Here is a 20,468-nt window from a genome sequence, read left to right on the forward strand (position 1 = left end):
TTCTTCACTTATTGGCAATATTATGCCGATGAAGCGATGACTTTACACCTTCATCAAGGCGGTATTCTCTCGCAAGCAGAATTGTGTACGATCTCACATATTCCGTGAACATCAACATCGCCATAACATTCTCCGGCAAAAATAAGGCCATGGCACATTATATTTTATGTATCGTCAATATATCGGAACAGGCTCCTTGAATCCGCATGTCTACTGGTATTGACCTTACTTAATCAACGTTGAAAAGCCGATTTTTCTATGCGTAGAATGGCTGTTCGTGTTGTTAAAATAAAGAAACATTATGCAAGCCACCATCACCCCCACTCTCGATGCCGAAGCGGAAGCACCACCCGTAAATTCACGCAATAAAGTGATTGTTGCGTCGCTTATTGGCACCGCTATCGAATTTTTCGATTTTTATATCTATGCCACCGCCGCGGTGCTGATTTTCCCACACATTTTCTTCCCGCAAGGCGATCCGACTGCCGCGACACTACAGTCACTGGCAACTTTTGCGATTGCCTTTGTGGCTCGCCCTATTGGTTCTGCGCTATTTGGTCACTTTGGCGATCGCGTCGGACGTAAAGTCACGCTGGTCGCGTCTCTGCTGACCATGGGGGTTTCAACCGTTCTCATCGGGCTGTTACCGACCTACGAAACCATTGGTATTCTTGCGCCGATCCTGCTGGCACTGGCGCGTTTCGGCCAAGGTCTGGGTCTGGGCGGTGAATGGGGTGGCGCAGCGCTGCTAGCGACCGAAAACGCCCCGTCCAATAAACGTGCGCTGTATGGGTCGTTCCCCCAGCTTGGCGCACCGATTGGTTTCTTCTTCGCTAACGGCACCTTCCTGCTCTTGTCCTGGCTGCTGACAGAAGAGCAGTTCATGAGCTGGGGCTGGCGTGTGCCGTTCGTTGCGTCCGCCGCGCTGGTGCTGGTTGGCCTGTATGTTCGCATATCACTGCATGAAGCCCCGGTCTTTACCAAAGCGGTCAAAGCCGGTAAGCAGGTGCGTATGCCGCTGGGAACGCTGCTTAGCAAGCACATGAAAGTCACCATTCTCGGCACCTTCATCATGCTGGCAACTTACACGCTGTTCTACATCATGACCGTTTACTCCATGACGTACGGCACAACGCCAGCACCGAAGGGGCTGGGTTTCTCACGTAACAGCTTCCTGTTGATGCTGATGATCGCGGTGATCGGCTTTGGTCTGATGGTGCCAGTAGCCGGGTATCTGGCGGATGCCTTTGGCCGTCGCAAGACCATGATTACCATTACCTGCCTCATGCTGGTCTTTGCCATGCTGTTCCCTTATATGCTCGGTTCAGGCAATCAGGCGCTGGTAATGGGCTTCCTGGTGCTGGGTCTGAGCATCATGGGACTGACGTTCGGCCCAATGGGCGCTCTGCTACCGGAGCTGTTCCCGACGGAAGTGCGTTACACTGGCGCGTCATTCTCCTATAACGTTTCGTCGATTCTCGGTGCATCGGTTGCACCGTATATCGCGGCGTGGCTGACGGCCAACTACGGTCTGTTCTATGTCGGCGTTTATCTGGCAGCCATGGCGTCACTGACGTTGATTGCACTGCTGCTAACCAAAGAAACGCGTCACCAATCTCTGGGATAAGCCAAATAGTACAAAAAAAGAACCGCCATTTCGGCGGTTCTTTTTTATCTAGCATCACAGTATGTCTTACTTATCGACAGGAATAACCGCACCCTTATATTTCTCACGGATGAAATCCTGAATCGGTTTAGAATGTAATACCTTCACCAGAGCCACAATATCAGGCTTGTTCTCGTCACCTTTACGTACAGTGATGATGTTGGCATACGGGTTATTTTCACCACTTTCTACCGCAATAGGATCTTTGGTCGGATTCAGGCCCGCATCGATAGCATAATTGGCATTAATCACCACCGCATCGCCCTCGTCGTTATTGTACATCTGCGGCAGCAGCGCACCTTCGACATTAGCCAGAAACTTCAGTTTCTTCGGGTTTTCCACGACATCAGAGATACGCGCATTCACCTTATTGATACCAGGTTTCAGCTTAATTACGCCTTCACGTTCAAAAATGGAAAGAATACGCCCTTCTTCTGCTACCGCATCACGCATAATAATACGGCCACCTTCCGGCAGATCTTTCAGGCTTTTGTATTTTTTGGAGTAAATGCCGATTGGCTCAATGTGAATCGCCCCCGCGCTGACAAAATCATAGGTCTTATCGTTAGCGTGATCTTTCAATACCGACTCCAGATACGGGATATGCTGGAAGTAGTTGGCATCAATATCCTTGCTGGCAAGCGCAGTATTCGGCAGGATGTAATCTTGAAATCGTTTGATTTCCAAATCGATCCCTTCTTTTTTCAGAATCGGTTTCGCTACTTCCAAAATCTCGGCGTGAGGTACATTAGATGCCCCAACCACCAGCTTGGTATCCGCTGCGGCGCTGAACGACGCCAGCGCGGTCAACGAGGCGAAAGCCATCATCATAAGCTGTTTTTTCATCATCATTCTTCCTGTGATTAACGTTTATCGAGTGTGGTAGTAATCAGGTCGCCGATGAACTGGATGACAAACACAATCACAAGGATCGTCAGTGTCGCAACCAGCGTCACGTCGCCGTGGTTTCGTTGAAAGCCTTCCAAATAAGCCAAATTTCCCAACCCGCCTGCACCGATCACACCAGCCATCGCGGTATAGCTGACCAGCGCAATCAGGGTGACGGTAATACCGGAAACCAATGCGGGAGAAGATTCCGGCAATAAAACACGAAAGATCAGCGTGTGGGTTTTTGCCCCCATTGAACGAGCGGCTTCAATCACGCCTTTATCTACTTCACGCAGGCCAATTTCGACCAGACGCGCGTAGAACGGTGCAGCCCCGACGATCAACGCAGGCAGTGCAGCATTCGCGCCCAGAATGGTACCGACCAACGTTTTGGTAAACGGAATCAGTAACACAATCAAAATAATGAATGGGATAGAACGGAAGATATTCACCAGCGCGGAAATCAGTAGATAAATCGGCCGATTCTGGAGCAACTGCTCTTTGGATGTCAGGAAGAGCATAACGCCCAAAATGATCCCCAAAATCAGCGTCGCAACACCGGCAACGCCAGTCATGTATAGCGTTTCCCACGTTGCATCCAGCAGTTGTTCAATTTTTAGGTGAGGGAATAAAGACTCAAGCATGCTTAACCACCTCAACGGCGATGGCTCGCTCTTGCAAGAAAGTCAGCACGCGTGCCGTTTCCTGTTCGTTGCCGTCAACATGGATATATAACTCGCCAAACGTTCCGTTCAGCGTGTGGCTGATTTGACCATGCAAAATATTGATCGTCAGATTATAGGTTTGAATCACTTCAGAAATAACCGCCTGCTGGGTTTGCTGGCCGATGAAGGTCAGTTTAAGCACGGCCCCTGACAGATGTTCCGTCAGCTGTGGATTAAAACTTTCTGTTGTTTCCTGATACAGCCCAACCTGTTTCACGAACTGACGAGTTATCGCCTGCTGTGGACGAACAAATACATCCAGTACTGGTCCTTCCTCCACAATCCGACCATTTTCCATCACTGCCACCCGATGACAGATTTTACGCACCACATACATTTCGTGTGTAATGAGTACAATGGTCAGGTTCAGTTTGCGATTGATATCCAACAGTAATTCGAGGATCGCGTCTGTCGTTTGCGGATCAAGCGCCGAAGTCGCTTCATCACATAGCAGTACGCTAGGGTTATTCGCCAACGCACGAGCGATACCCACCCGTTGCTTCTGACCACCGCTGAGTTGAGAGGGATAGGCGTGCTCTCGACCTTCCAACCCCACCAAAGCGATCAAGTCCGCAACACGTTGTGTAATTTCAGCTTTTGGCGCCCCTGCAATTTGCAGGGCAAAGGCGATATTCTGGCTGACCGTACGCGACCACAGCAGATTGAAGTGCTGGAACACCATGCTAATTGTCAACCGCGCACGGCGCAGATCTTCACCGCTGGCACGGGTGATATCAAATCCATTAACAACGATGCTGCCGCTGGTTGGCGTTTCCAACCCATTCAGCAAGCGGATCAGCGTACTTTTCCCCGCTCCGCTGTAGCCGATAATGCCGTAAATCTGTCCTTGCTCGACGGTGAGATCCACATCATCTACGGCGACAATACGCCCATGTGTGCTATTAAAAGTCTTTCCTACGTTCGAAAGAACGATCATAACGAAATGAATCCTTATACATCGTTGCCGCTTTTTTCCGATGACCTCACTCGGTTTAGGAAACAACCCGAGATCGTCAGAGCAGCTATTCGTGACCATACGACCGTATCCTAGCGGGACTTTATATAGGCATAAAGAATGAATAGCTAATTAGTTATTTGTTTTGGTTATATATGAAATACGGCGATTTTTCATAACAAACCATACTGCCGTGAGTAGAGTCCCATACCGACAACCTTGCGGAGGTATCAGCACCAGTGTCACCCTCTGCACAACACATGACTTGTGGTATCCTCGCCAACATTGGTCACAAAAATTCTCTTACGACATATGAAAATCGGTCTGTTTTACGGCTCAAGCACCTGTTACACCGAAATGGCAGCGGAAAAAATTCGCGATATTCTGGGCGAAGAACTGGTAGATCTGCACAACGTTAAGGATGTCGAACCGCAACGTATGGAAGATTACAGTACGCTGATTCTCGGCATCCCAACCTGGGATTTCGGTGAGATTCAGGAAGACTGGGAAAACATTTGGGGTCAATTAGCGACGCTGAACCTCAAAGGAAAAGTCATCGCGCTTTACGGTATGGGTGACCAGCTTGGCTATAGCGAATGGTTCCTTGACGCGCTGGGCATGCTGCATGAACAACTGCTGCCGTTAGGTGCCACATTCGTTGGGTACTGGCCAATAGAGGGCTACGACTTCACCAGCCCAAAACCGCTGACTGCTGACGGCAAACATTTTGTCGGGCTGGCGCTGGATGAGGTGAACCAATACGATCTCAGCGATGAACGGCTGGAACAGTGGTGCGAACAAATCCTGCAAGAAATGGCGTCATTGCTGTAAACGGTATGGCTCAACAGAGGTAAGCACGATGAAAATGTTACTCATAGCGGTCGCAGGACTGTTGCTTGCCGGTTGTGTGCAAACAGACACAGAAAAATACGCCAAGAATCTGGCTGGGAAATGCGATGTGCCGCAATATTATGATATCGATTTCTCAAGGTTTGATGAGACGGCACAGCAAATCGCGCATGCCACAGGCTGTGGCATCATCACCGACACCACGCTAACTGGCGCGATTAAACCACATCCCGTTAAAGGCTATCTGACCAGACGGGAAGCGGTGTTTATGGCGATTCAGGGTACGTCGTTGAAGGTGACAAAACAGGAACCGGATACGGTTAGCGTTGAGTAAAAGCCCACCTCCAGAGAGGTGGGTTGCTGACAACAAAACGTTCACGGGTACCTTTGCGATATCTATCAGTGAAGGTTTATGTTCGTGAAGACTGATATCCGTAAAGCTCGAAGTCGCTTAGCGCTTTTGTAACCAGCGGGTACGCGCGGCGGTATCCAGAAAGCTCCACGCGATAAAGCGGCTTTGCTTTTGGCCTTGTGCCATATCTATCGTTCTGACCTTTTCCGCGTCAACCGCTTCCAATGCACGATAAATCTCCGGCAGATTCTCTTTGCGCGACACCAACGACGTAAACCACAGGCACTGACGGGCAAAACCGACGCTCTCTTTGATCATCTGACCAATGAAGGCTGACTCGCCCCCCTCGCACCATAGCTCATCCTGCTGGCCGCCAAAATTCAGCGGTGAGCGCTTATCCAGCCCCAGATTATGCAATTTACGCTGCGATCCCTCGCGGGCATCCTCAGCAGAAGCATGGAACGGTGGATTACACATGACGGCATCAAACGTGTCGTTCTTGTGGATAATACCTGACAGTATCGCTTTGCTGTTTTTCTGACGACGCAGGCGAATCGATCGGTTCAAGCCAGGGTTCGCTTCAATCGTCTCATTGGCCGCCTTCATCGCCAGCGGGTTAATCTCGCTACCGGTAAAACGCCAGCCGTATTCACGGTGCCCAATCAGCGGATAGACACAGTTAGCACCGCAGCCGACATCCAGCACGGATGCATCGCGAGGTACCACTGAGCGGTTATCTTCCGCCAGCAAATCGGCCAAATGGTGGATGTAGTCGGCGCGACCGGGAATCGGCGGGCATAGAAAGCCGTCTGGAATTGTCCAGTGCTCAATCTGATAAAAATGCTGCAACAACGCCTGATTCAGCGTTTTCACCGCCTCGGGATTGGCAAAATCCACAGACTCATCACCGTAGGCATTCACCTTCACAAACGGGATCAGCGCAGGATAGCTCTGTTTGAGCGCGGGAAAATCATAACGGTCGCGATGGCGATTACGAGGATGCAGACCATTTTTTTGCACTGCGGGCTTAGTCATCAGTTATACCCAATAGATTGTTATACCCTATAGATTGTAAGGCACGAGTCAGGCGGTGACCTAATAAGCTCAGGTTCAAACAGGGAAAAAGAGAAAGGAAAGCGACATTCCCCTGACGGGAACAGCCGATATCTTATCCTCACGAAGCGGCGTAAGATACCTGCTGCGATTATTTCCGTAAATCACCATAGTGATTTTTCTGCACACAGGGCGCAATACCCCGCATAAAAACATGCCGTTAGCGCGCCCAGTGTTTCTGCTGCAAAAGAAGCTGACGCAGGTGGCGCCACTCTTCATCGCCCATGCTGTCCGATGCCAGCCACAGCTGTTGTCTTTCTTTACCGCTAACCGATTGCAATGCCAACAGCACGCCATTTTTTAAAAGCCACGGCCGTTTGACGATTTGCCATTCCTGCTGCCGCCAGTTCAGGGTCGTTTCGCTAAGCAAAACGATTTCCCCCTGTCGGGATTTGATATTCCTTTGGCTACGGATAAAACCGAACATCACCATCGTGACCAAACATAGCCACAGCCATGCATAGCCGTCCGGCCACGGTGCCAGCAGAATGAGCAATACGAGTAGGCCATGCACAACCAATGACAGCAGTTGCATGCGCCAGGAAACGCGAAGGTCACATTGCCACTGGGCCACGATCTTTATTTCGCGTCTGAATAAGGGAAATCATACGTTTAAGCTCTCCGTCCTTCGGTTCACCGTGGTTCATCAACCAGTTGAATAAATCAGGATCGTCGCTTTGTAACAAGCGTACAAACGTGCGCTTATCACTGTCATTAAGTGTGTCATAGTCATGCTCAAAAAACGGCATGATCGCGATATCCAATTCGCGCATACCACGGCGGCATGCCCAATGAATGCGTGATTTATTATCGATTTCCATATTTCATGTCCACCTTGTTATCGCTGCTTGCCGCTAGTGTACTCCGATTCCGGTAGCGGGTATCAACTAATAGTAACATTTTGACATAGTTTACCCATGTGCACCGCGCTAAGTGCGCTTACCTGCATCAGGATGTGCTATGTCATAACGCTGCGTGAATAACCACTTGCAAACCCTGAGCGCTCTTTTACCATTAGGTCATTCGGGTATCGCCCTTAGCGCAGGATTGTACTATATGGTTAACCAACATACGGCTCATCAACTTCCTTTTGCCTCACAGCTCCCATTTGCCTCCGCCCAACTGGCCGCCACGCTCATCTCACTGGATGACTGGGCACTGGCCACGCTGGTCGGGCCGGATACCGTCAAATATCTTCAGGGACAGGTCACCGCAGATGTCGGGGCACTGCCTGACGATGGGCACGTCCTTTGCGCCCACTGCGACGCGAAAGGGAAAATGTGGAGCAACCTGCGTCTGTTCCATCACGGCGAAGGCTTTGCTTTCATTGAACGTCGCAACCTACGCGACGCCCAGCTTAGCGAACTGAAAAAATACGCCGTTTTCTCGAAAACAACCATCGCACCGGACGATAATGCCATCCTACTGGGTGCCGCGGGCGCAGGTATTCGCGAACTGCTGGCCTCTGTATTTAGCCAACTTCCAGATGCCGAGAACCCTGTCGTTCAGCATGAAGGCGCAACCTTACTGCATTTCGCCCATCCCGCAGAGCGTTTCCTGCTGGTGCTATCTCCTGAGCACAGCGCTTCGCTGCTTGAACAGCTCGGCGATAAAGTCAGCCTGAATGACAGCCGCCAGTGGCTGGCTTTGGATATTGAAGCAGGTCAGCCCATCATTGACAGCGCAAACAGTGCGCAGTTCATCCCGCAAGCGACTAATTTACAGGCATTAAATGGGATTAGCTTCAGCAAAGGGTGCTATACCGGTCAGGAAATGGTCGCTCGGGCGAAATATCGCGGAGCGAACAAGCGCGCACTCTACTGGCTGGCGGGTAAAGCAAGCCGGGTGCCTCAGGCTGGGGACGATCTCGAATTGCAGCTCGGCGAGAACTGGCGTCGTACGGGGACAGTATTGGCGGCCAGCCAATTGCAGAACGGTGACGTGTGGGTGCAGGCGGTGCTGAATAACGATCTGAACGCAGAAAATATCCTGCGCGTGCGTGAAGATGGCGAAAGCCAACTCACGGTTCAGCCTCTGCCGTATGAGATCACGGATTAATCCGACAGGTGGCATTGCGCATGAGCCCGTTAGGCGCATGCGCTTTATACAAACTTAAATATAAAGATAAATTGCCAGAAAGTGGCAGACGCTGCCGCCTAAAACGAACCCGTGCCAAATCGCGTGATTGTAGGGAATGCGCTTGCTGGCGTAGAAAATCACCCCCAGCGTATACACCACACCGCCCACCGCCAGCAGCGTTACACTTCCCACCGACAACTTCATCACCATCTGATAAATCACCACCAGCGACAGCCAGCCCATGACCAGATAGGTAATCAACGATATCACTTCAAACCGGTGAGCAAACGCCAGTTTGAAGATCACCCCCAACAGCGCCATGCTCCAGATAACAACCATCAAGCCGTGCGCCAGCGGCGAATCCAGCCCGACCAGCAAAAATGGCGTATAAGTTCCGGCAATCAACAGATAGATAGCGCAGTGGTCGAATTTTTTCAGCCACGGTTTGATACGCGGCGAGGGGATCGCGTGATACAGCGTCGACGCCAGAAACAGTAGAATAATACTGCCGCCATAGAGGCTGTAGCTGGTGATCGCCACACTGCCAGCATCATTGTTTACGGCCTGCACCAGCAGTAAAACCAGACCAACAATACCGAAAATCACACCGATTCCATGGCTTATGCTATTCGCAATTTCCTCTGCCAGAGAGTAGTCCGGCATCTGTGCATTTTTTGACATCAATAGGTTCCGCAGTATTCGGCAACAGTACACATTCAACAGCGTCATGCGCTGACCTCATCCACCTTAGCTTTCCTGCTCTTGTACAGGGCGAAACAGGCGAGGTGTTTAACCTTTGAGCAGATTAACTGAGAATAGTTTCAGTGTACACGTGTAAGCTAAAATAATTCTCTCGCTACCTTCCCTCTTACTTAACGTGCAATCATGCATGTCAATCTCGGGCAACATCCCCTAGAATGTTCGACTTCGATATCTTCCTGTTTTTTGAAGGGCTCTGTCGTTGTTACCGGTTATTCGCGTTAACGGTTATCCGGTTCTGACGCTCATAGCACCTTCCTGTAGTTATCACTGCATGACTTTTACTGCATCGTTTTCACTGCAAGAGGTAAGCTTTTCATGTCATCTTCCCCATCCACTCTGAATTTCGGTTCCATGACCGATGTCTTCGGCTTTCTGATAGAAATCGATAAATTGAAAAGCGTGCAGCGCCGCACCAAGATTATTGGTAGCGAACGTCACGAGGATTCTGCCGAACACAGCTGGCATTTTGCCGTCGCCGCGATGGCGCTGGCTCCTTACGCGGGTGAAGGCGTAGATATTCAGCGCGTGATCCAAATGGCGCTGATTCATGACATCGTCGAAATCGATGCGGGTGATGTGATCGTGTACGATCTTTCCGCTCGCCTGGCGATTCACGATCAGGAAGTCGCTGCCGCTGCCCGCATTTTCGGCCTGCTGCCGGAGCCACAGCGTCAGCAATTCCACGATCTATGGGAAGAATACGAAGCGAATGAAACCCCCAGCGCCCAGTTCGCCATGGTGCTCGATCGCGTTATGCCGATGCTGATGAATTTGTACAACGGCGGCCAAAGCTGGGTAGAAAACGGCATCCATCTGGAACAGGTTCTCGACCGCGCCGAATTCATCGCCACCATCAACCCGGAACTGTGGCAATACCTGAAGCAGCATCTGGAAGACGCCAAAGCCAAAGGGTGGCTCAAGTAGTTGCCAGCGATCCGGGTCTGTTGCTGAGCCGCTTCGTTTGCCCAGCGACAGACCGAATACCCCGTTCTACATCATTACAGCGGCTTATGCGCCGTTTCTCTGGCGGCCCATACAGCCCATAACGTGACAAGCAGTGCCAGCGAGACATACAGAGAGATCGCTAGCGTACTGTCATAAGATTTGAATAATGATGCGATGATCAACGGTGCAAAACCACCGCCCACGATCCCAGCCAATGTATAGGCCAGCGACGATCCAGCATAACGTACATGGGTTGGAAACTGTTCGGTGACAAAGGCAGCCTGCGGTCCATACATCGCCGCGTGAATCAGTAACCCGACAATCACCGCAATACAAATTTGCACGGGTTGCGAACTATCCAGCAAGACAAAAAAGATAAACGCCCAGACTATCGCCGCCAACGCCCCGCCCATATACACCGGACGACGTCCGAAACGATCTGAAAGCATGCCGAACAGTGGAACAGCAATAGCATTACCGCAAGCGCCCAGCATGGTCGCAGTCAATGCCAATGGGCGTGGCAGATGCAGTACCGTTGTCACGTAGGTCAGGGTGAAGACGACGACCAGCGCATACAACACATCGGAACCGATGCGCGCCCCGCCAGCAACAAGCAGTGAACGCCAGTGTTGAGTGAACACTTCACGAATGGGGGTTTTAGTGATGTCTTTACTTTTCTCCAATTTAAGAAAAGCTGGCGTTTCACTCACGCCACGACGTAGCCATAGGCCGAAACCGACCAATACCAGACTCAGCAGAAAAGGAATACGCCAACCCCATTGCTGAAAGCTATCCGGCGACATCGAGAGGGTGACGAGAGTGATAAAGCCGGTTCCAATCAGCGTACCGCAGGAGGGCCCAACCTGAGCAAAGGACGCATTTCGCCCACGCTGATTCGGCTTACCATGTTCCATCGACAGCAAAACCGCACCAGCCCACTCGCCTCCCAGTGCGATACCCTGCACAAAGCGGAGCATGACCAGCAGCAGTGGGCTCCACACCCCCCAACTCGCGTAGCTGGGCAGCATCCCCATTAACGCCGTCGTCACCCCCATGATCACCAGTGTCGTCACCAGCACAAAACGCCGCCCTAGCACATCCCCAAGATGACCAAAGATAATGCCGCCCACGGGCCGTGAGATATAGCCAACGGCATAAGTGGAAAACGCCAGAATCGTTCCGACTAGCGGATCGAATGAGGGAAAGAACACATGATTAAAAATCAGTGCCGCCATGATGTTATAGATGGTGAAATCATACCACTCCAGTGCCGTGCCGATAGAACTGGCCGCCGCCAGTTTGCCAGTTTTCGGAGTTCCCGCTGTCTGTTCCTGCGGTGATACTCCTTTTGCCGTCGCGGTGGTCGCATTGTTCATCATTTCAGCTCCTGTGCCGTAAGTTGCCAATTGAAGGTGTAATGCAGAATAGGGCTGGCGGAGACGCCTAACGCCCGGACTGCGACTTCGCTCAGGTGCGCGTCAGCAACCGGGCCGCTACTTTCCAGCAGCAACATTGGTAGCAGGCTGCGCGAATCGAGAGACTCTTTGGGAAGCGGCGTACTCAACACCGCATCCGGCAACAGCAGGGAACTGCTGACGAACCCCGCCTCCGCAGAGAGGGTTTCTCCAAGGCGCAGAATGTTGTCGATCAGTTCTCCGTCTGACGCAGGTTCAAGCGTCACGATACTGAGATGGCTCCCGGTTCCTTGCCCAGTAACCGCCTCTACCGCACAAACGCGGCGCATTGGGTCGATCATGCGTTGCAGATTGGTTTCCGACCACGCGGTCTGGCGGGAAAAGGCAGCCTGATAGGCTGGTGAGGTAAAACAATCAAGGGATGTGGTTTTATATAAGCCGAGATATTTCCGGCCGCAGCCTTGCGATGCCTGATAACGCGTGCCAGTCAAAAAACCGGGAATACGCACCCGTTCTTCCACATGTTCACAGTCGTACCACTGATTAAAATCCGCTTCATCCTGCGCGGCAACATCGGTTGCGACAAACAACATTCCATTGGGGGAAACAGTCATGGGTATTCTCCTGTTAACTCAACGAGGCGGCCATGCCGCCAGAAAATTATGCGCTGGCAAGGCCATGCTCAATCGATAACGCCCAGCCCAGCAGTGCGCTGTCATGCTGTGGCAATCCCGCTACCATCAACCCAACCGGCGCTTCACCCGGCAGTTGGCACGGTAAAGAAACGGCACAACCGTCCAGAAAGTTGATCACTGAAGGGTTTCTCAGCGCCGCACCATTGATACGGAAGTAGGCTTCGTCATCTGCCTCCAATTCGGCAATCGTTGGGGCTATAAACGGTACGGTAGGCATCAGCAGTGCGTCGTAGCCCTGTACCTCAGCGGTCACTCGCTGCTGCCAGTCGATACGTTGTTGAATCAGCTTTGCCCTATCGCGCTCCTCCAGCGTGGCGCCGCGACGAATACGCGACAGCACTCGCGGATCATAGAGATCGGCATGTTTCTCGATGAGTTCCTGATGCCAGCGCCACGACTCCAGCGCCGTGAACCCACCCGAGGCGTTGATCTCGGCCAGTTCCGCAAATGCGGTACACGGGATCGTTTCAATCCGTGCGCCCATCACAGCCAGACGTCGCAGGCTTAGCTCAAAAGCCGCTGCTACCTGTTTGTCTAACCCATCAAGTACACATGTTTGTGGTATGCCAAAGCGTGCCTGCGTCAACGGCTTCACTATTGGCAACAGGGGTTGTTCGGCAATCAGCCCGTCCAGTACGACACAATCACCGACGCCGTGGGCGATAACACCAATTGAATCCAGAGAAGGTGACAGCGGCAGTAGCCCTGCGCTATTGATGCGCCGAGCAGTAGGTTTGTAGCCAGTCAGGCCACAGAATGCTGCAGGAATACGTACTGAGCCCCCCGTATCGCTGCCAATCGAACCAAGGCTCATCCCATCAGCCACCGCCACCGCCGCGCCAGCAGATGAGCCCCCCGGAATACGTCGTGACGCACGATCCCACGGGTTGGCAGGCGTACCATAATGTGGATTGATCCCCAGACCAGAATAAGCAAACTCAGTCATGTTGGTCTTACCCACCACCACTACACCCGCTTGCAAGAGTCGCTCCACCACCACGGCATGCCGAGATGCCGCCTGTCCCGTAGCCAACACGCGAGAACCCGCCGTCGTCGGTTCACCGGCAATGTCGAACAGGTCTTTGATCGATATCGGTACGCCGTCCAACGCCGAACGTGGCCGATCGGCTATGCGCCGTCTATCAGACTCCTGCGCCTGTTGCCGAGCCACGTCGGGGTAGACCCGCGTAAAAGCACGCGAACCTTCTCCCTGTTCATCCGCAATCCGTGCCAAAGCAAATTCAGTTAGCTCAGCAGAGGTGAACGTTCCACTTGCCAGCCCTGCAATGGCCTGCTGTAAAGTGAGTTTTTCCATCACGCCACCACCGGCAGCTCAATACTGCTATAGCAGTGGCTAATCGTGCGTCCCAGACGTTCATCCACCAGCGCCATGCGAAATTCTGTTGCTGGACGAATGCCACCAATCGCCGTCATGGTGCCGCAGCTCATTGCCAGTCCATCTTGCCGATCGGCAAGAGATACATCGCCCCCCAGATACCGCTGCAATAGCACCATCGGCGGCTGAAGGCTGGCCAATGTGCCTTCCTGGTACAGCCGAAATTCCCCCTCTTCCTTGATCCATGACCGCAAGATCAGTGAATCCCAGTGTTCGATCACTTCACTAAGCCGCCAGGCGTCATGCGCTACGGGTTTCACACACAATTGCTTCGACAAGGCAACACTGTGTGCTTCCAGACGACGATCGGTATGATCCGACGCCAGCGAGACATACCATTCGCCACGGTGAGAAAAAATAAGTGGTTCGGCTTCACCAGAGCTGGCGTCACCGATCACTTCAACGACTGAGGATTGGCTAAGTTGGTTCGCCGCTACGCGATAAAACAGGGGGATTGCACTAGGCTGAGGCACACCTAGCGCCTCTAATTCCCGAATATGGTGCAAAACCGCATCATGATCGCGCCCTGTCCAACCCGCGACCACCAGACGATTGATATCTACATTCAGCGCCACTGCGCCTGTGTTTTCAGGTAAATTAAACGCCAGTTTCATGAAATCTTTACTCCTCACATAAAATAACTGTGAAATTTCACAGAATCTTCAGTAAGGAAATAAGCGATTTTCGTGCCATGTTTTGTGTACTATGTCTAAGGACTTTCCGTTGTAGGAGCAATGAGTGAAGAGTATTGACGAGAAGCGTCGGTCATTATTGACGATAGAGGAAGCTGGCCTGTCACTGAACGAACTGGCTTATCAACGATTTAAGCAGTCGTTGGTAACATTAAGCTATAAGCCTGGGGAATATTTGAACACCGTGCAGGTGATGAATGAGCTGAATATCGGCAGAACCCCCATCAATCAGGCCATCCACCGTCTGGCAAACGAGGGATTACTACAGGTGATTCCGCGTAAAGGCGTTATGGTGTCTCCCCTGTCCATCAACGATGCTCTGGAACTGATTGATGTCCGGCTGACCAATGAACGCCTGTGTATGCGTTTAGCCAGCCAGCGCACCACGGCAACGCATATCGCTGAATTAACTGAGCTTAACCAACAGATTGAAACCGCCTGCCAGACTCGGGACCGGATATTGATGATGGCTCTCGATCGCGAATTCCACCAGATGCTGGCGGAGATCGCGGGTAACAGCACACTAACCGATATCCTCAGTGTCCTGCTCGCCCGTTCGCAGCGCTTCTGGGCCAGCACGCTGTCTCAGGAAGAACACATGTTGGAAGTGATAAGAGAGCACAACGCCATTATTAATGCACTGGCGCAACAAGATGCAGCAGCAGCGGAAACGGCCATGGAAGCCCATGTGCTATCGTTTCGTCGCACGCTGCTGCACGCTTACTGACGGGCGCACAACCCCATCAGATAGGCCATTTTTACTTGACGTCTCTTAACGCGGTTTTATCCACGTAAGGCTTCATGATGCCATCCGCCTCTTTCTGTGCAGCGGCAGCAGCGTCATCGACCTTTTTCGCCGGATCGTTTAACAGCGCCGCCAGCTGATTTTCCATCGCTTTGCGTACGGCGACCGTTTCATAGGTTGCGTACCACGGATGGGCATATTGCAGCTGTGACAGCGCAATGGCTGCGCGCGGATCTTTTGCCAGATAGTCTTTCATTTCCGGCAGATCGTAGGCCGCCATACGTGGTGCGAAGTAGCCGGTAAAACGACTCCAGCTTCCGCTGACTTCCGGGCTGATCAGATAGTTCATAAACTGCCAGGCCGCTTTCTTCTGCTCCTCGGAAATCCCCTTGAAGCTCACCAGACTCGCCCCGCCGATGGTCACACCACGACGTTCTTTTTCCGGCATCATCGCCACGCCAAGCTGAAAATCTTTGGTGTTTTCACGCATAAAGCCCAGCGCGCCGGTACTCAGCATCGTCATACCCAGCTTGCCAGAGAAAAATGCGGCACTGATCTGTTTGGAATTCAGCACGCCAGCGGGCATCACTTTGTCGCGATACACCAAATCGCGCCAGAACTGGAGCGCGCCTTTGGTTGATGCGGTGTTGTAATACACTTCGCCCGGATAGTCGGCATTGTAATAGGCCCCACCGTTGGCGCGCGTTAGCGCAGACAGCATCCAGCCGCCGTAATCATCGTTCGTGGACGGAATCATGATGCCCCACTGCCCTTTTGCCGGGTCAGTCAGCTTCTTCGCTACTGCAATCACTTCATCCCAGTTTTTCGGCGGTTCGTTGAATCCCGCTTTCTTCAGCATGTCTTCGTTGTAATAGAGGATCGGCGTCGAGTTGTGGAACGGGATCGCGTAAGTCACGCCCATCACCTGCGCGTTCTGATGCAGCGCAGGCCAGAAGTTTTTGGTCAGGAAAGGCGTGGCTTTTTCGTTGCCGTATTTGAACAGCTCGTCCATCGGTAGGATTTCATCCTTGATGACCAGATCGGCAGTGAAGTTTGCAGACATAATTACCAGCGCTGGCGGATCGCCTGCTTTGGCGGCGGCTTCAGCTTTCACTTTCGTCGTGTCGTAATTTCCGGTGAAGATCCCACGCACTTCAACCTGATCCTGCGATTGGTTGTACTCTTTGATGATGCGCGTCATTTCCATCGTCAGCTTGCCATCAACCGGCGCGGGAAACATAAAATCGATACTCTCTTTTGCCAGAGCGGGGCCAGACATCAGCAAGGCTATCGCCAGCGCCATCATACGAGGCTTACGCATTTCTTTTCTCCTGGGATAAATTACGGGCGGTTTGCCCAGAAAACCAATGACAATCCTGCGGTGAAAAATGAAGCACAACGGACGCACCCGTGTTCGGTACGCCATCGCGATTTGGACGACGGTAGCGGATGTTTCCCAACGGCGTATCCACATGCATCAGATACTCCGCGCCAAACAGCTCCCGTTGCCTCACCGTTCCCGATAACGACAAATCGCCTTCTGACGAGGCGTGTTCGGTAATATGTTCAGGGCGAATCCCCAGCAACACACTGGTTAATGAACGTGTTTCTTCACTGGCGGGCAGCGCGACAGGCAGTGCTTGTAAAATCGCCTGCCCACCGGTACAGGGTAGCGTCACCATGTTCATTGCAGGCGTGCCGATGAATCCGGCGACAAAGACGTTCGCCGGATGAGAATACAGCTGTTCCGGTGTACCAACCTGTTGCAATACGCCGCGATCCAGCACGGCGATCCTGTCCGCCATCGTCATCGCCTCGATCTGATCGTGCGTGACGTAAACGGTGGTCGTTTTCAACTGCCGATGCAGATCCATAATGCCGTCTCGCACATCACTGCGCAGCCGTGCATCCAGATTCGACAGCGGTTCATCCATCAGAAACAGGCGAGGATCGCGCACGATCGCCCGCGCCATCGCCACACGCTGACGCTGGCCGCCGGACAATTTCCCCGGTTTACGTTTGAGTAACGGCTCAAGCTGAAGCAGGCTGGCAACGCGTTGTACCCGCTGTGGATAGTCAGCTTTCGGCTCACCACGCATCCTCATGCCGAACGTGATGTTCTGCTCAACGGTCAAGTGCGGAAACAGTGCGTAGTTCTGGAAGATCATCGAGAAATTGCGCTGCTTGGGGCTCCACGTCGTAATGTCATCGTCACCCAGCAGAATTTGCCCATCACTCACGTCTTCCAGACCCGCCAGCATGCGCAGCAACGTACTTTTGCCACAGCCGGACGGCCCGACCAGCACCAGAAACTCACCGTCGGCGATATCTAACGACAGCGATGCCAGCGCCTGCGTGTGTTCGAAGCGTTTACTGATATTACGTAACTGAATCACGGCCATTACGCATCCACCGGACAGCTGATTCGTGGATCGTAGAGGTAAGGCCCAGAGTTCGAGGCGATCGACTGGCTATAGCTCACCAGCCCGGTTACTGGCACATAACGGTGCATCACCACGCTGGCAGGTTCCAGGTTGTAGTACGACGTGTCGTCATAGTAGAAATACGGCACCTGATGGACGGTACCCGGCACCGTAGCGATAATCGCCTGCCGATGCTGCGTCATAATCAGCCGATGCGTATGGCCGCAGAAGATCCGCGTAAGCTGTGGGAAACGTTCGATCAGCATTAACAGCTCGTGCCCATTTTCGCAGGCGATACGATCCATATGCGCCGATCCCAACGGCAGCGGCGGATGGTGCATGAAGATCGCCGTTTCGCGCGTTGAGTGATCCTGTAATTGCTGCTCAAGCCAGCCTAGCGTGGACGGCGTCAGCCAGCCTTTCGCCTGCCCAGTCAGACTGGTATCGATGAACAGCAGACGCATGGGGAAATCATCCACCGCATAGCGGATATTTTCTGGATCATCACCCAATTGTGGACAAAGTGGGCGCATCGCGTTGAGGAAATGCTGTTTGTCATCATGATTGCCCGGAATCACGTACAGCGGATAATCCAGCATTTGCAACATGCGCTGGGCGACCTGATACTCCTGCGGACGTCCGCAGTTGACGATGTCGCCGCTAATGACTACCGCGTCCGGCCGCTCGCTCAGCGCATTCAGCTGATTGATGACTTTGGCATTTTCCCCGTTAATATCAATAAACTCATAGAGCTTGCGCCCCTCACTGCGAAAATGCAGATCGGAAATCTGAGCCAGCAACATAACAACCACCTCTATCATTATTTCGCCCGTTGGCGAACACCGATCGCTTAAGGATCGAGATACACGGAGCATGTCGCTCCTGATAAATAGAATTAAGTAACCCGTATTACCCGCATGGCCTTATCAGCGATTTACTTAATGCCTGAGAAGCCGAAGCTGCTCAGGAACTGCTTCTGGAACACGACAAAAGCCACCATCAGCGGCAGACATACCAGCAGGGTACCCGCGCAGATCAACCCCCACTGTCCGCCGGACTCTGCGCCCATCGCGAACGACACCAGCCCGATGGTCAGCACCTGTTTGTCCGGGTCGTTGAGCACCATCAGCGGCCAGAGGTATTCGTTCCAGTGGTAGGTAATGCTGACCGTGGCGAAGGCCAGAATCGATGGCCAGGTCATCGGAATCAGGACGTGAAACACCACCTGCCACCAGCGACAGCCTTCCATCAACGCAGCTTCTTCGATCTCTTTAGCGATATTGAGAAATGCCTGACGCATCAGAAACACGCCAAATGCTGAAGCGAAATACGGCATCATCACGCCGGTCAGGGTATTGAGCAGGCCGAGCTGTTTGAGCGTCATCATGTTTGGCACCATCATGACGACAGGCATGATCATCATTTGAATCAGCAGCAGGTAGAACAGCAGCGTTTTGCCGCGGAATTCGTGGTAGGCGAAGATGTAGCCTGCCGTGGTGATCGTCACCAGCTGCACCAGAAACGTGCCGACCGCAAAGATCAGCGTATTGGTGTAGAGCCGTAACCAGTCGGCACTGTCCCACGCATCGCGGAAGTTATCGAACGTCAGCGGAAGACGCGGCAACAGCGAGGCCATATCCACGCCGAAACTGCTGGCACTGACGGAAGAAGACAGCATCCAGATAAACGGGCTGACCCACAGCAGCGCGGCGCAGATCAGCAGCAGCGGCAGCGTAAACCGGGTCGTGATGCGAAGTGGGTTGGTCACGCTTCGGCTCTCAACGCGCTGACTTTTCACACTCCGAACGTCAACGATCTGATTTTCAGCGCTCATAATGTGCCCCCTTCTCCAGCACCTTCAGATTCATAATGGAAAAGGCAAACAGCATCGCCAGCGTCAGGAAGGTTGCCGCAGAGGCTTTGCCCAGATCGTGCGTGTCATTTGCCAGATCCTGAATGTAATAAAGCAGTACGGTCGTGGCGTTATTCGGCCCACCGCGCGTCATCACAGCAACGTGATCAATCTGAGTAATGGCGTAGATAAAAGCGATGGTCACCACAAAGGCGATAGTAGGCCGCAGCAGAGGCAGCGTGACGTAGAAAAACACCTGACGCCGTGAGGCTCCCTCCATCAGCGCCGCCTCACGTGCAGAAGCAGAAATCGCTTGCAGACCGGCGAGAAAAAACAGCATGTAATAACCCGCAAACTTCCAGATACCAATGACGCTCACCGCCACCAGCGCGCTGTCGCTCATACCAAGGTAGTTGTTATTCATCGGGCCGAACACTTTCGCCAGATAGTAATCCAGCAGCCCCAGCCCCGGCATAAAGATGAACAGCCACAGCGTCGCGGCGCTCACCAGCGGAATAATCATCGGAAAGAAAAAGGCAGTGCGCAGCCAACGATTCACGCGTGTGTTCTCCCACAGCAGCACCGCCAACAACAGCGCCAGCAGCACACCGGGCACAACCGTCATCAGGATATACAACACGTTGTTCAGCAACGCCTGCCAGAACACGGCGTCCTGCACCAAACGCACAAAATTATCCAACCCGACGAACAGCGGCGTATCGGCATTCAGCCGAGTGTCATACAGGCTGTCGATGACCGAACGCAACAGAGGGAAATAGGTGAAGGCAAGCAAAAAAACCAGCGTCGGCAACAGCACAAGATAGGGAAAGCATTTTGCACGCATAACTCTAGGGTCGCTCAGTGTGAAACACAGAGGCCTTACCCTAGAACGCCAGCGTGTCAAAGGGGCGTCAGT

General features: G+C 52.7%; 22 protein-coding genes. 6 read left to right on the top strand and 16 right to left on the bottom strand.

The features are described 5' to 3' along the window. The first annotated feature begins 301 nt into the window (after nucleotides 1–301). Nucleotides 302–1,627 carry an MFS transporter gene (locus CLR69_RS12385; RefSeq protein WP_129702854.1) on the top strand — a complete coding sequence of 442 codons (1,326 nt, stop codon included), beginning with the start codon at nucleotides 302–304 and terminating at the stop codon, nucleotides 1,625–1,627. A gap of 66 nt (nucleotides 1,628–1,693) precedes the next feature. Here CLR69_RS12385 and CLR69_RS12390 read toward each other — a convergent pair whose 3' ends face one another. The 3 genes from CLR69_RS12390 to CLR69_RS12400 are packed head-to-tail and all read right to left on the bottom strand — an operon-like array spanning nucleotide 1,694 to nucleotide 4,216. After that, on the bottom strand, nucleotides 1,694–2,512 hold the full coding sequence (locus tag CLR69_RS12390) for a MetQ/NlpA family ABC transporter substrate-binding protein (RefSeq protein ID WP_129712789.1): 819 nt from the start codon (nucleotides 2,510–2,512) through the stop codon (nucleotides 1,694–1,696). A 17-nt stretch (nucleotides 2,513–2,529) separates the two neighbouring features. After that, nucleotides 2,530–3,198: a methionine ABC transporter permease gene (locus tag CLR69_RS12395; protein WP_129712790.1), complete on the bottom strand. Its 669-nt coding sequence runs from the start codon at nucleotides 3,196–3,198 to the stop codon at nucleotides 2,530–2,532. Next, nucleotides 3,191–4,216: a methionine ABC transporter ATP-binding protein gene (locus CLR69_RS12400; RefSeq protein ID WP_129712791.1), complete on the bottom strand. Its 1,026-nt coding sequence runs from the start codon at nucleotides 4,214–4,216 to the stop codon at nucleotides 3,191–3,193. The genes CLR69_RS12395 and CLR69_RS12400 overlap by 8 nt, the downstream gene beginning before the upstream one ends. Before the next feature lie 330 nt (nucleotides 4,217–4,546). Here CLR69_RS12400 and fldB point away from each other — a divergent pair, with 330 nt between their 5' ends. Next, the gene (fldB, locus tag CLR69_RS12405) at nucleotides 4,547–5,065 is read left to right on the top strand and encodes a flavodoxin FldB (protein ID WP_129702853.1); all 519 of its coding nucleotides are present in this window, start codon (nucleotides 4,547–4,549) and stop codon (nucleotides 5,063–5,065) included. 28 nt (nucleotides 5,066–5,093) lie between these two features. Then, a complete protein-coding gene (locus tag CLR69_RS12410; protein WP_129702852.1) occupies nucleotides 5,094–5,417 on the top strand; it encodes a hypothetical protein in 324 nt (107 codons plus the stop codon). Nucleotides 5,418–5,534: 117 nt separating this feature from the next. On the opposite strand, the gene rlmF is transcribed toward CLR69_RS12410, so the two are convergent. The 3 genes from rlmF to sdhE all read right to left on the bottom strand — a co-directional run bounded on the left by rlmF (nucleotide 5,535) and on the right by sdhE (nucleotide 7,369). After that, the gene (gene rlmF, locus CLR69_RS12415) at nucleotides 5,535–6,470 is read right to left on the bottom strand and encodes a 23S rRNA (adenine(1618)-N(6))-methyltransferase RlmF (protein WP_129712792.1); all 936 of its coding nucleotides are present in this window, start codon (nucleotides 6,468–6,470) and stop codon (nucleotides 5,535–5,537) included. Nucleotides 6,471–6,708: 238 nt separating this feature from the next. Continuing rightward, nucleotides 6,709–7,122, bottom strand: a complete 414-nt coding sequence (locus CLR69_RS12420) for a protein YgfX (RefSeq protein ID WP_129702850.1) — start codon at nucleotides 7,120–7,122, stop codon at nucleotides 6,709–6,711. Continuing rightward, nucleotides 7,103–7,369, bottom strand: a complete 267-nt coding sequence (gene sdhE, locus CLR69_RS12425) for an FAD assembly factor SdhE (RefSeq protein WP_039303362.1) — start codon at nucleotides 7,367–7,369, stop codon at nucleotides 7,103–7,105. Before sdhE ends, CLR69_RS12420 begins: the two co-directional genes overlap by 20 nt. A gap of 235 nt (nucleotides 7,370–7,604) precedes the next feature. On the opposite strand from sdhE, the gene ygfZ reads away from it, so the two are divergent. Continuing rightward, nucleotides 7,605–8,606: a tRNA-modifying protein YgfZ gene (gene ygfZ, locus CLR69_RS12430; RefSeq protein WP_129702849.1), complete on the top strand. Its 1,002-nt coding sequence runs from the start codon at nucleotides 7,605–7,607 to the stop codon at nucleotides 8,604–8,606. Between the two features lie 54 nt (nucleotides 8,607–8,660). Here the strand turns inward: ygfZ and trhA are convergent, their stop codons facing one another. Next, nucleotides 8,661–9,308 carry a PAQR family membrane homeostasis protein TrhA gene (gene trhA / locus CLR69_RS12435; protein ID WP_129702848.1) on the bottom strand — a complete coding sequence of 216 codons (648 nt, stop codon included), beginning with the start codon at nucleotides 9,306–9,308 and terminating at the stop codon, nucleotides 8,661–8,663. A gap of 396 nt (nucleotides 9,309–9,704) precedes the next feature. On the opposite strand from trhA, the gene CLR69_RS12440 reads away from it, so the two are divergent. Further along, a complete protein-coding gene (locus CLR69_RS12440; RefSeq protein WP_129712793.1) occupies nucleotides 9,705–10,313 on the top strand; it encodes an HD domain-containing protein in 609 nt (202 codons plus the stop codon). A 74-nt stretch (nucleotides 10,314–10,387) separates the two neighbouring features. On the opposite strand, the gene CLR69_RS12445 is transcribed toward CLR69_RS12440, so the two are convergent. The 4 genes from CLR69_RS12445 to CLR69_RS12460 are packed head-to-tail and all read right to left on the bottom strand — an operon-like array spanning nucleotide 10,388 to nucleotide 14,454. Further along, nucleotides 10,388–11,710 carry an MFS transporter gene (locus CLR69_RS12445; RefSeq protein WP_129704806.1) on the bottom strand — a complete coding sequence of 441 codons (1,323 nt, stop codon included), beginning with the start codon at nucleotides 11,708–11,710 and terminating at the stop codon, nucleotides 10,388–10,390. Beyond that, the gene (locus CLR69_RS12450) at nucleotides 11,710–12,363 is read right to left on the bottom strand and encodes a DUF4286 family protein (protein WP_129712794.1); all 654 of its coding nucleotides are present in this window, start codon (nucleotides 12,361–12,363) and stop codon (nucleotides 11,710–11,712) included. Before CLR69_RS12450 ends, CLR69_RS12445 begins: the two co-directional genes overlap by 1 nt. 46 nt (nucleotides 12,364–12,409) lie before the next feature. After that, the gene (locus CLR69_RS12455) at nucleotides 12,410–13,759 is read right to left on the bottom strand and encodes an amidase (RefSeq protein WP_129712795.1); all 1,350 of its coding nucleotides are present in this window, start codon (nucleotides 13,757–13,759) and stop codon (nucleotides 12,410–12,412) included. Further along, the gene (locus CLR69_RS12460; protein WP_129702844.1) at nucleotides 13,759–14,454 is read right to left on the bottom strand and encodes a DUF2848 domain-containing protein; all 696 of its coding nucleotides are present in this window, start codon (nucleotides 14,452–14,454) and stop codon (nucleotides 13,759–13,761) included. The genes CLR69_RS12455 and CLR69_RS12460 overlap by 1 nt, the downstream gene beginning before the upstream one ends. 124 nt (nucleotides 14,455–14,578) lie before the next feature. On the opposite strand from CLR69_RS12460, the gene CLR69_RS12465 reads away from it, so the two are divergent. Further along, the gene (locus CLR69_RS12465) at nucleotides 14,579–15,259 is read left to right on the top strand and encodes a GntR family transcriptional regulator (RefSeq protein WP_129702843.1); all 681 of its coding nucleotides are present in this window, start codon (nucleotides 14,579–14,581) and stop codon (nucleotides 15,257–15,259) included. Nucleotides 15,260–15,290: 31 nt separating this feature from the next. On the opposite strand, the gene CLR69_RS12470 is transcribed toward CLR69_RS12465, so the two are convergent. The 5 genes from CLR69_RS12470 to CLR69_RS12490 form a co-directional block, all read right to left on the bottom strand. Beyond that, entirely contained in the window at nucleotides 15,291–16,598 is a 1,308-nt protein-coding gene (locus tag CLR69_RS12470; RefSeq protein ID WP_129712796.1) for an ABC transporter substrate-binding protein, read from the bottom strand. Further along, nucleotides 16,591–17,679, bottom strand: a complete 1,089-nt coding sequence (locus tag CLR69_RS12475; RefSeq protein WP_129712797.1) for an ABC transporter ATP-binding protein — start codon at nucleotides 17,677–17,679, stop codon at nucleotides 16,591–16,593. The genes CLR69_RS12470 and CLR69_RS12475 overlap by 8 nt, the downstream gene beginning before the upstream one ends. Beyond that, nucleotides 17,679–18,503 (bottom strand): phosphodiesterase, encoded by an 825-nt coding sequence (locus CLR69_RS12480; RefSeq protein WP_129702840.1) that lies wholly within the window; start codon nucleotides 18,501–18,503, stop codon nucleotides 17,679–17,681. The genes CLR69_RS12475 and CLR69_RS12480 overlap by 1 nt, the downstream gene beginning before the upstream one ends. Nucleotides 18,504–18,634: 131 nt before the next feature. Beyond that, nucleotides 18,635–19,534, bottom strand: coding sequence for a carbohydrate ABC transporter permease (locus CLR69_RS12485; protein ID WP_129712798.1), 900 nt, complete (start codon nucleotides 19,532–19,534; stop codon nucleotides 18,635–18,637). Continuing rightward, nucleotides 19,524–20,396, bottom strand: a complete 873-nt coding sequence (locus tag CLR69_RS12490; RefSeq protein WP_129702838.1) for a carbohydrate ABC transporter permease — start codon at nucleotides 20,394–20,396, stop codon at nucleotides 19,524–19,526. Before CLR69_RS12490 ends, CLR69_RS12485 begins: the two co-directional genes overlap by 11 nt. Nucleotides 20,397–20,468: the final 72 nt, after the last annotated feature.

It is taken from the genome of Pectobacterium zantedeschiae (assembly GCF_004137795.1).
GTDB lineage: Bacteria > Pseudomonadota > Gammaproteobacteria > Enterobacterales > Enterobacteriaceae > Pectobacterium > Pectobacterium zantedeschiae.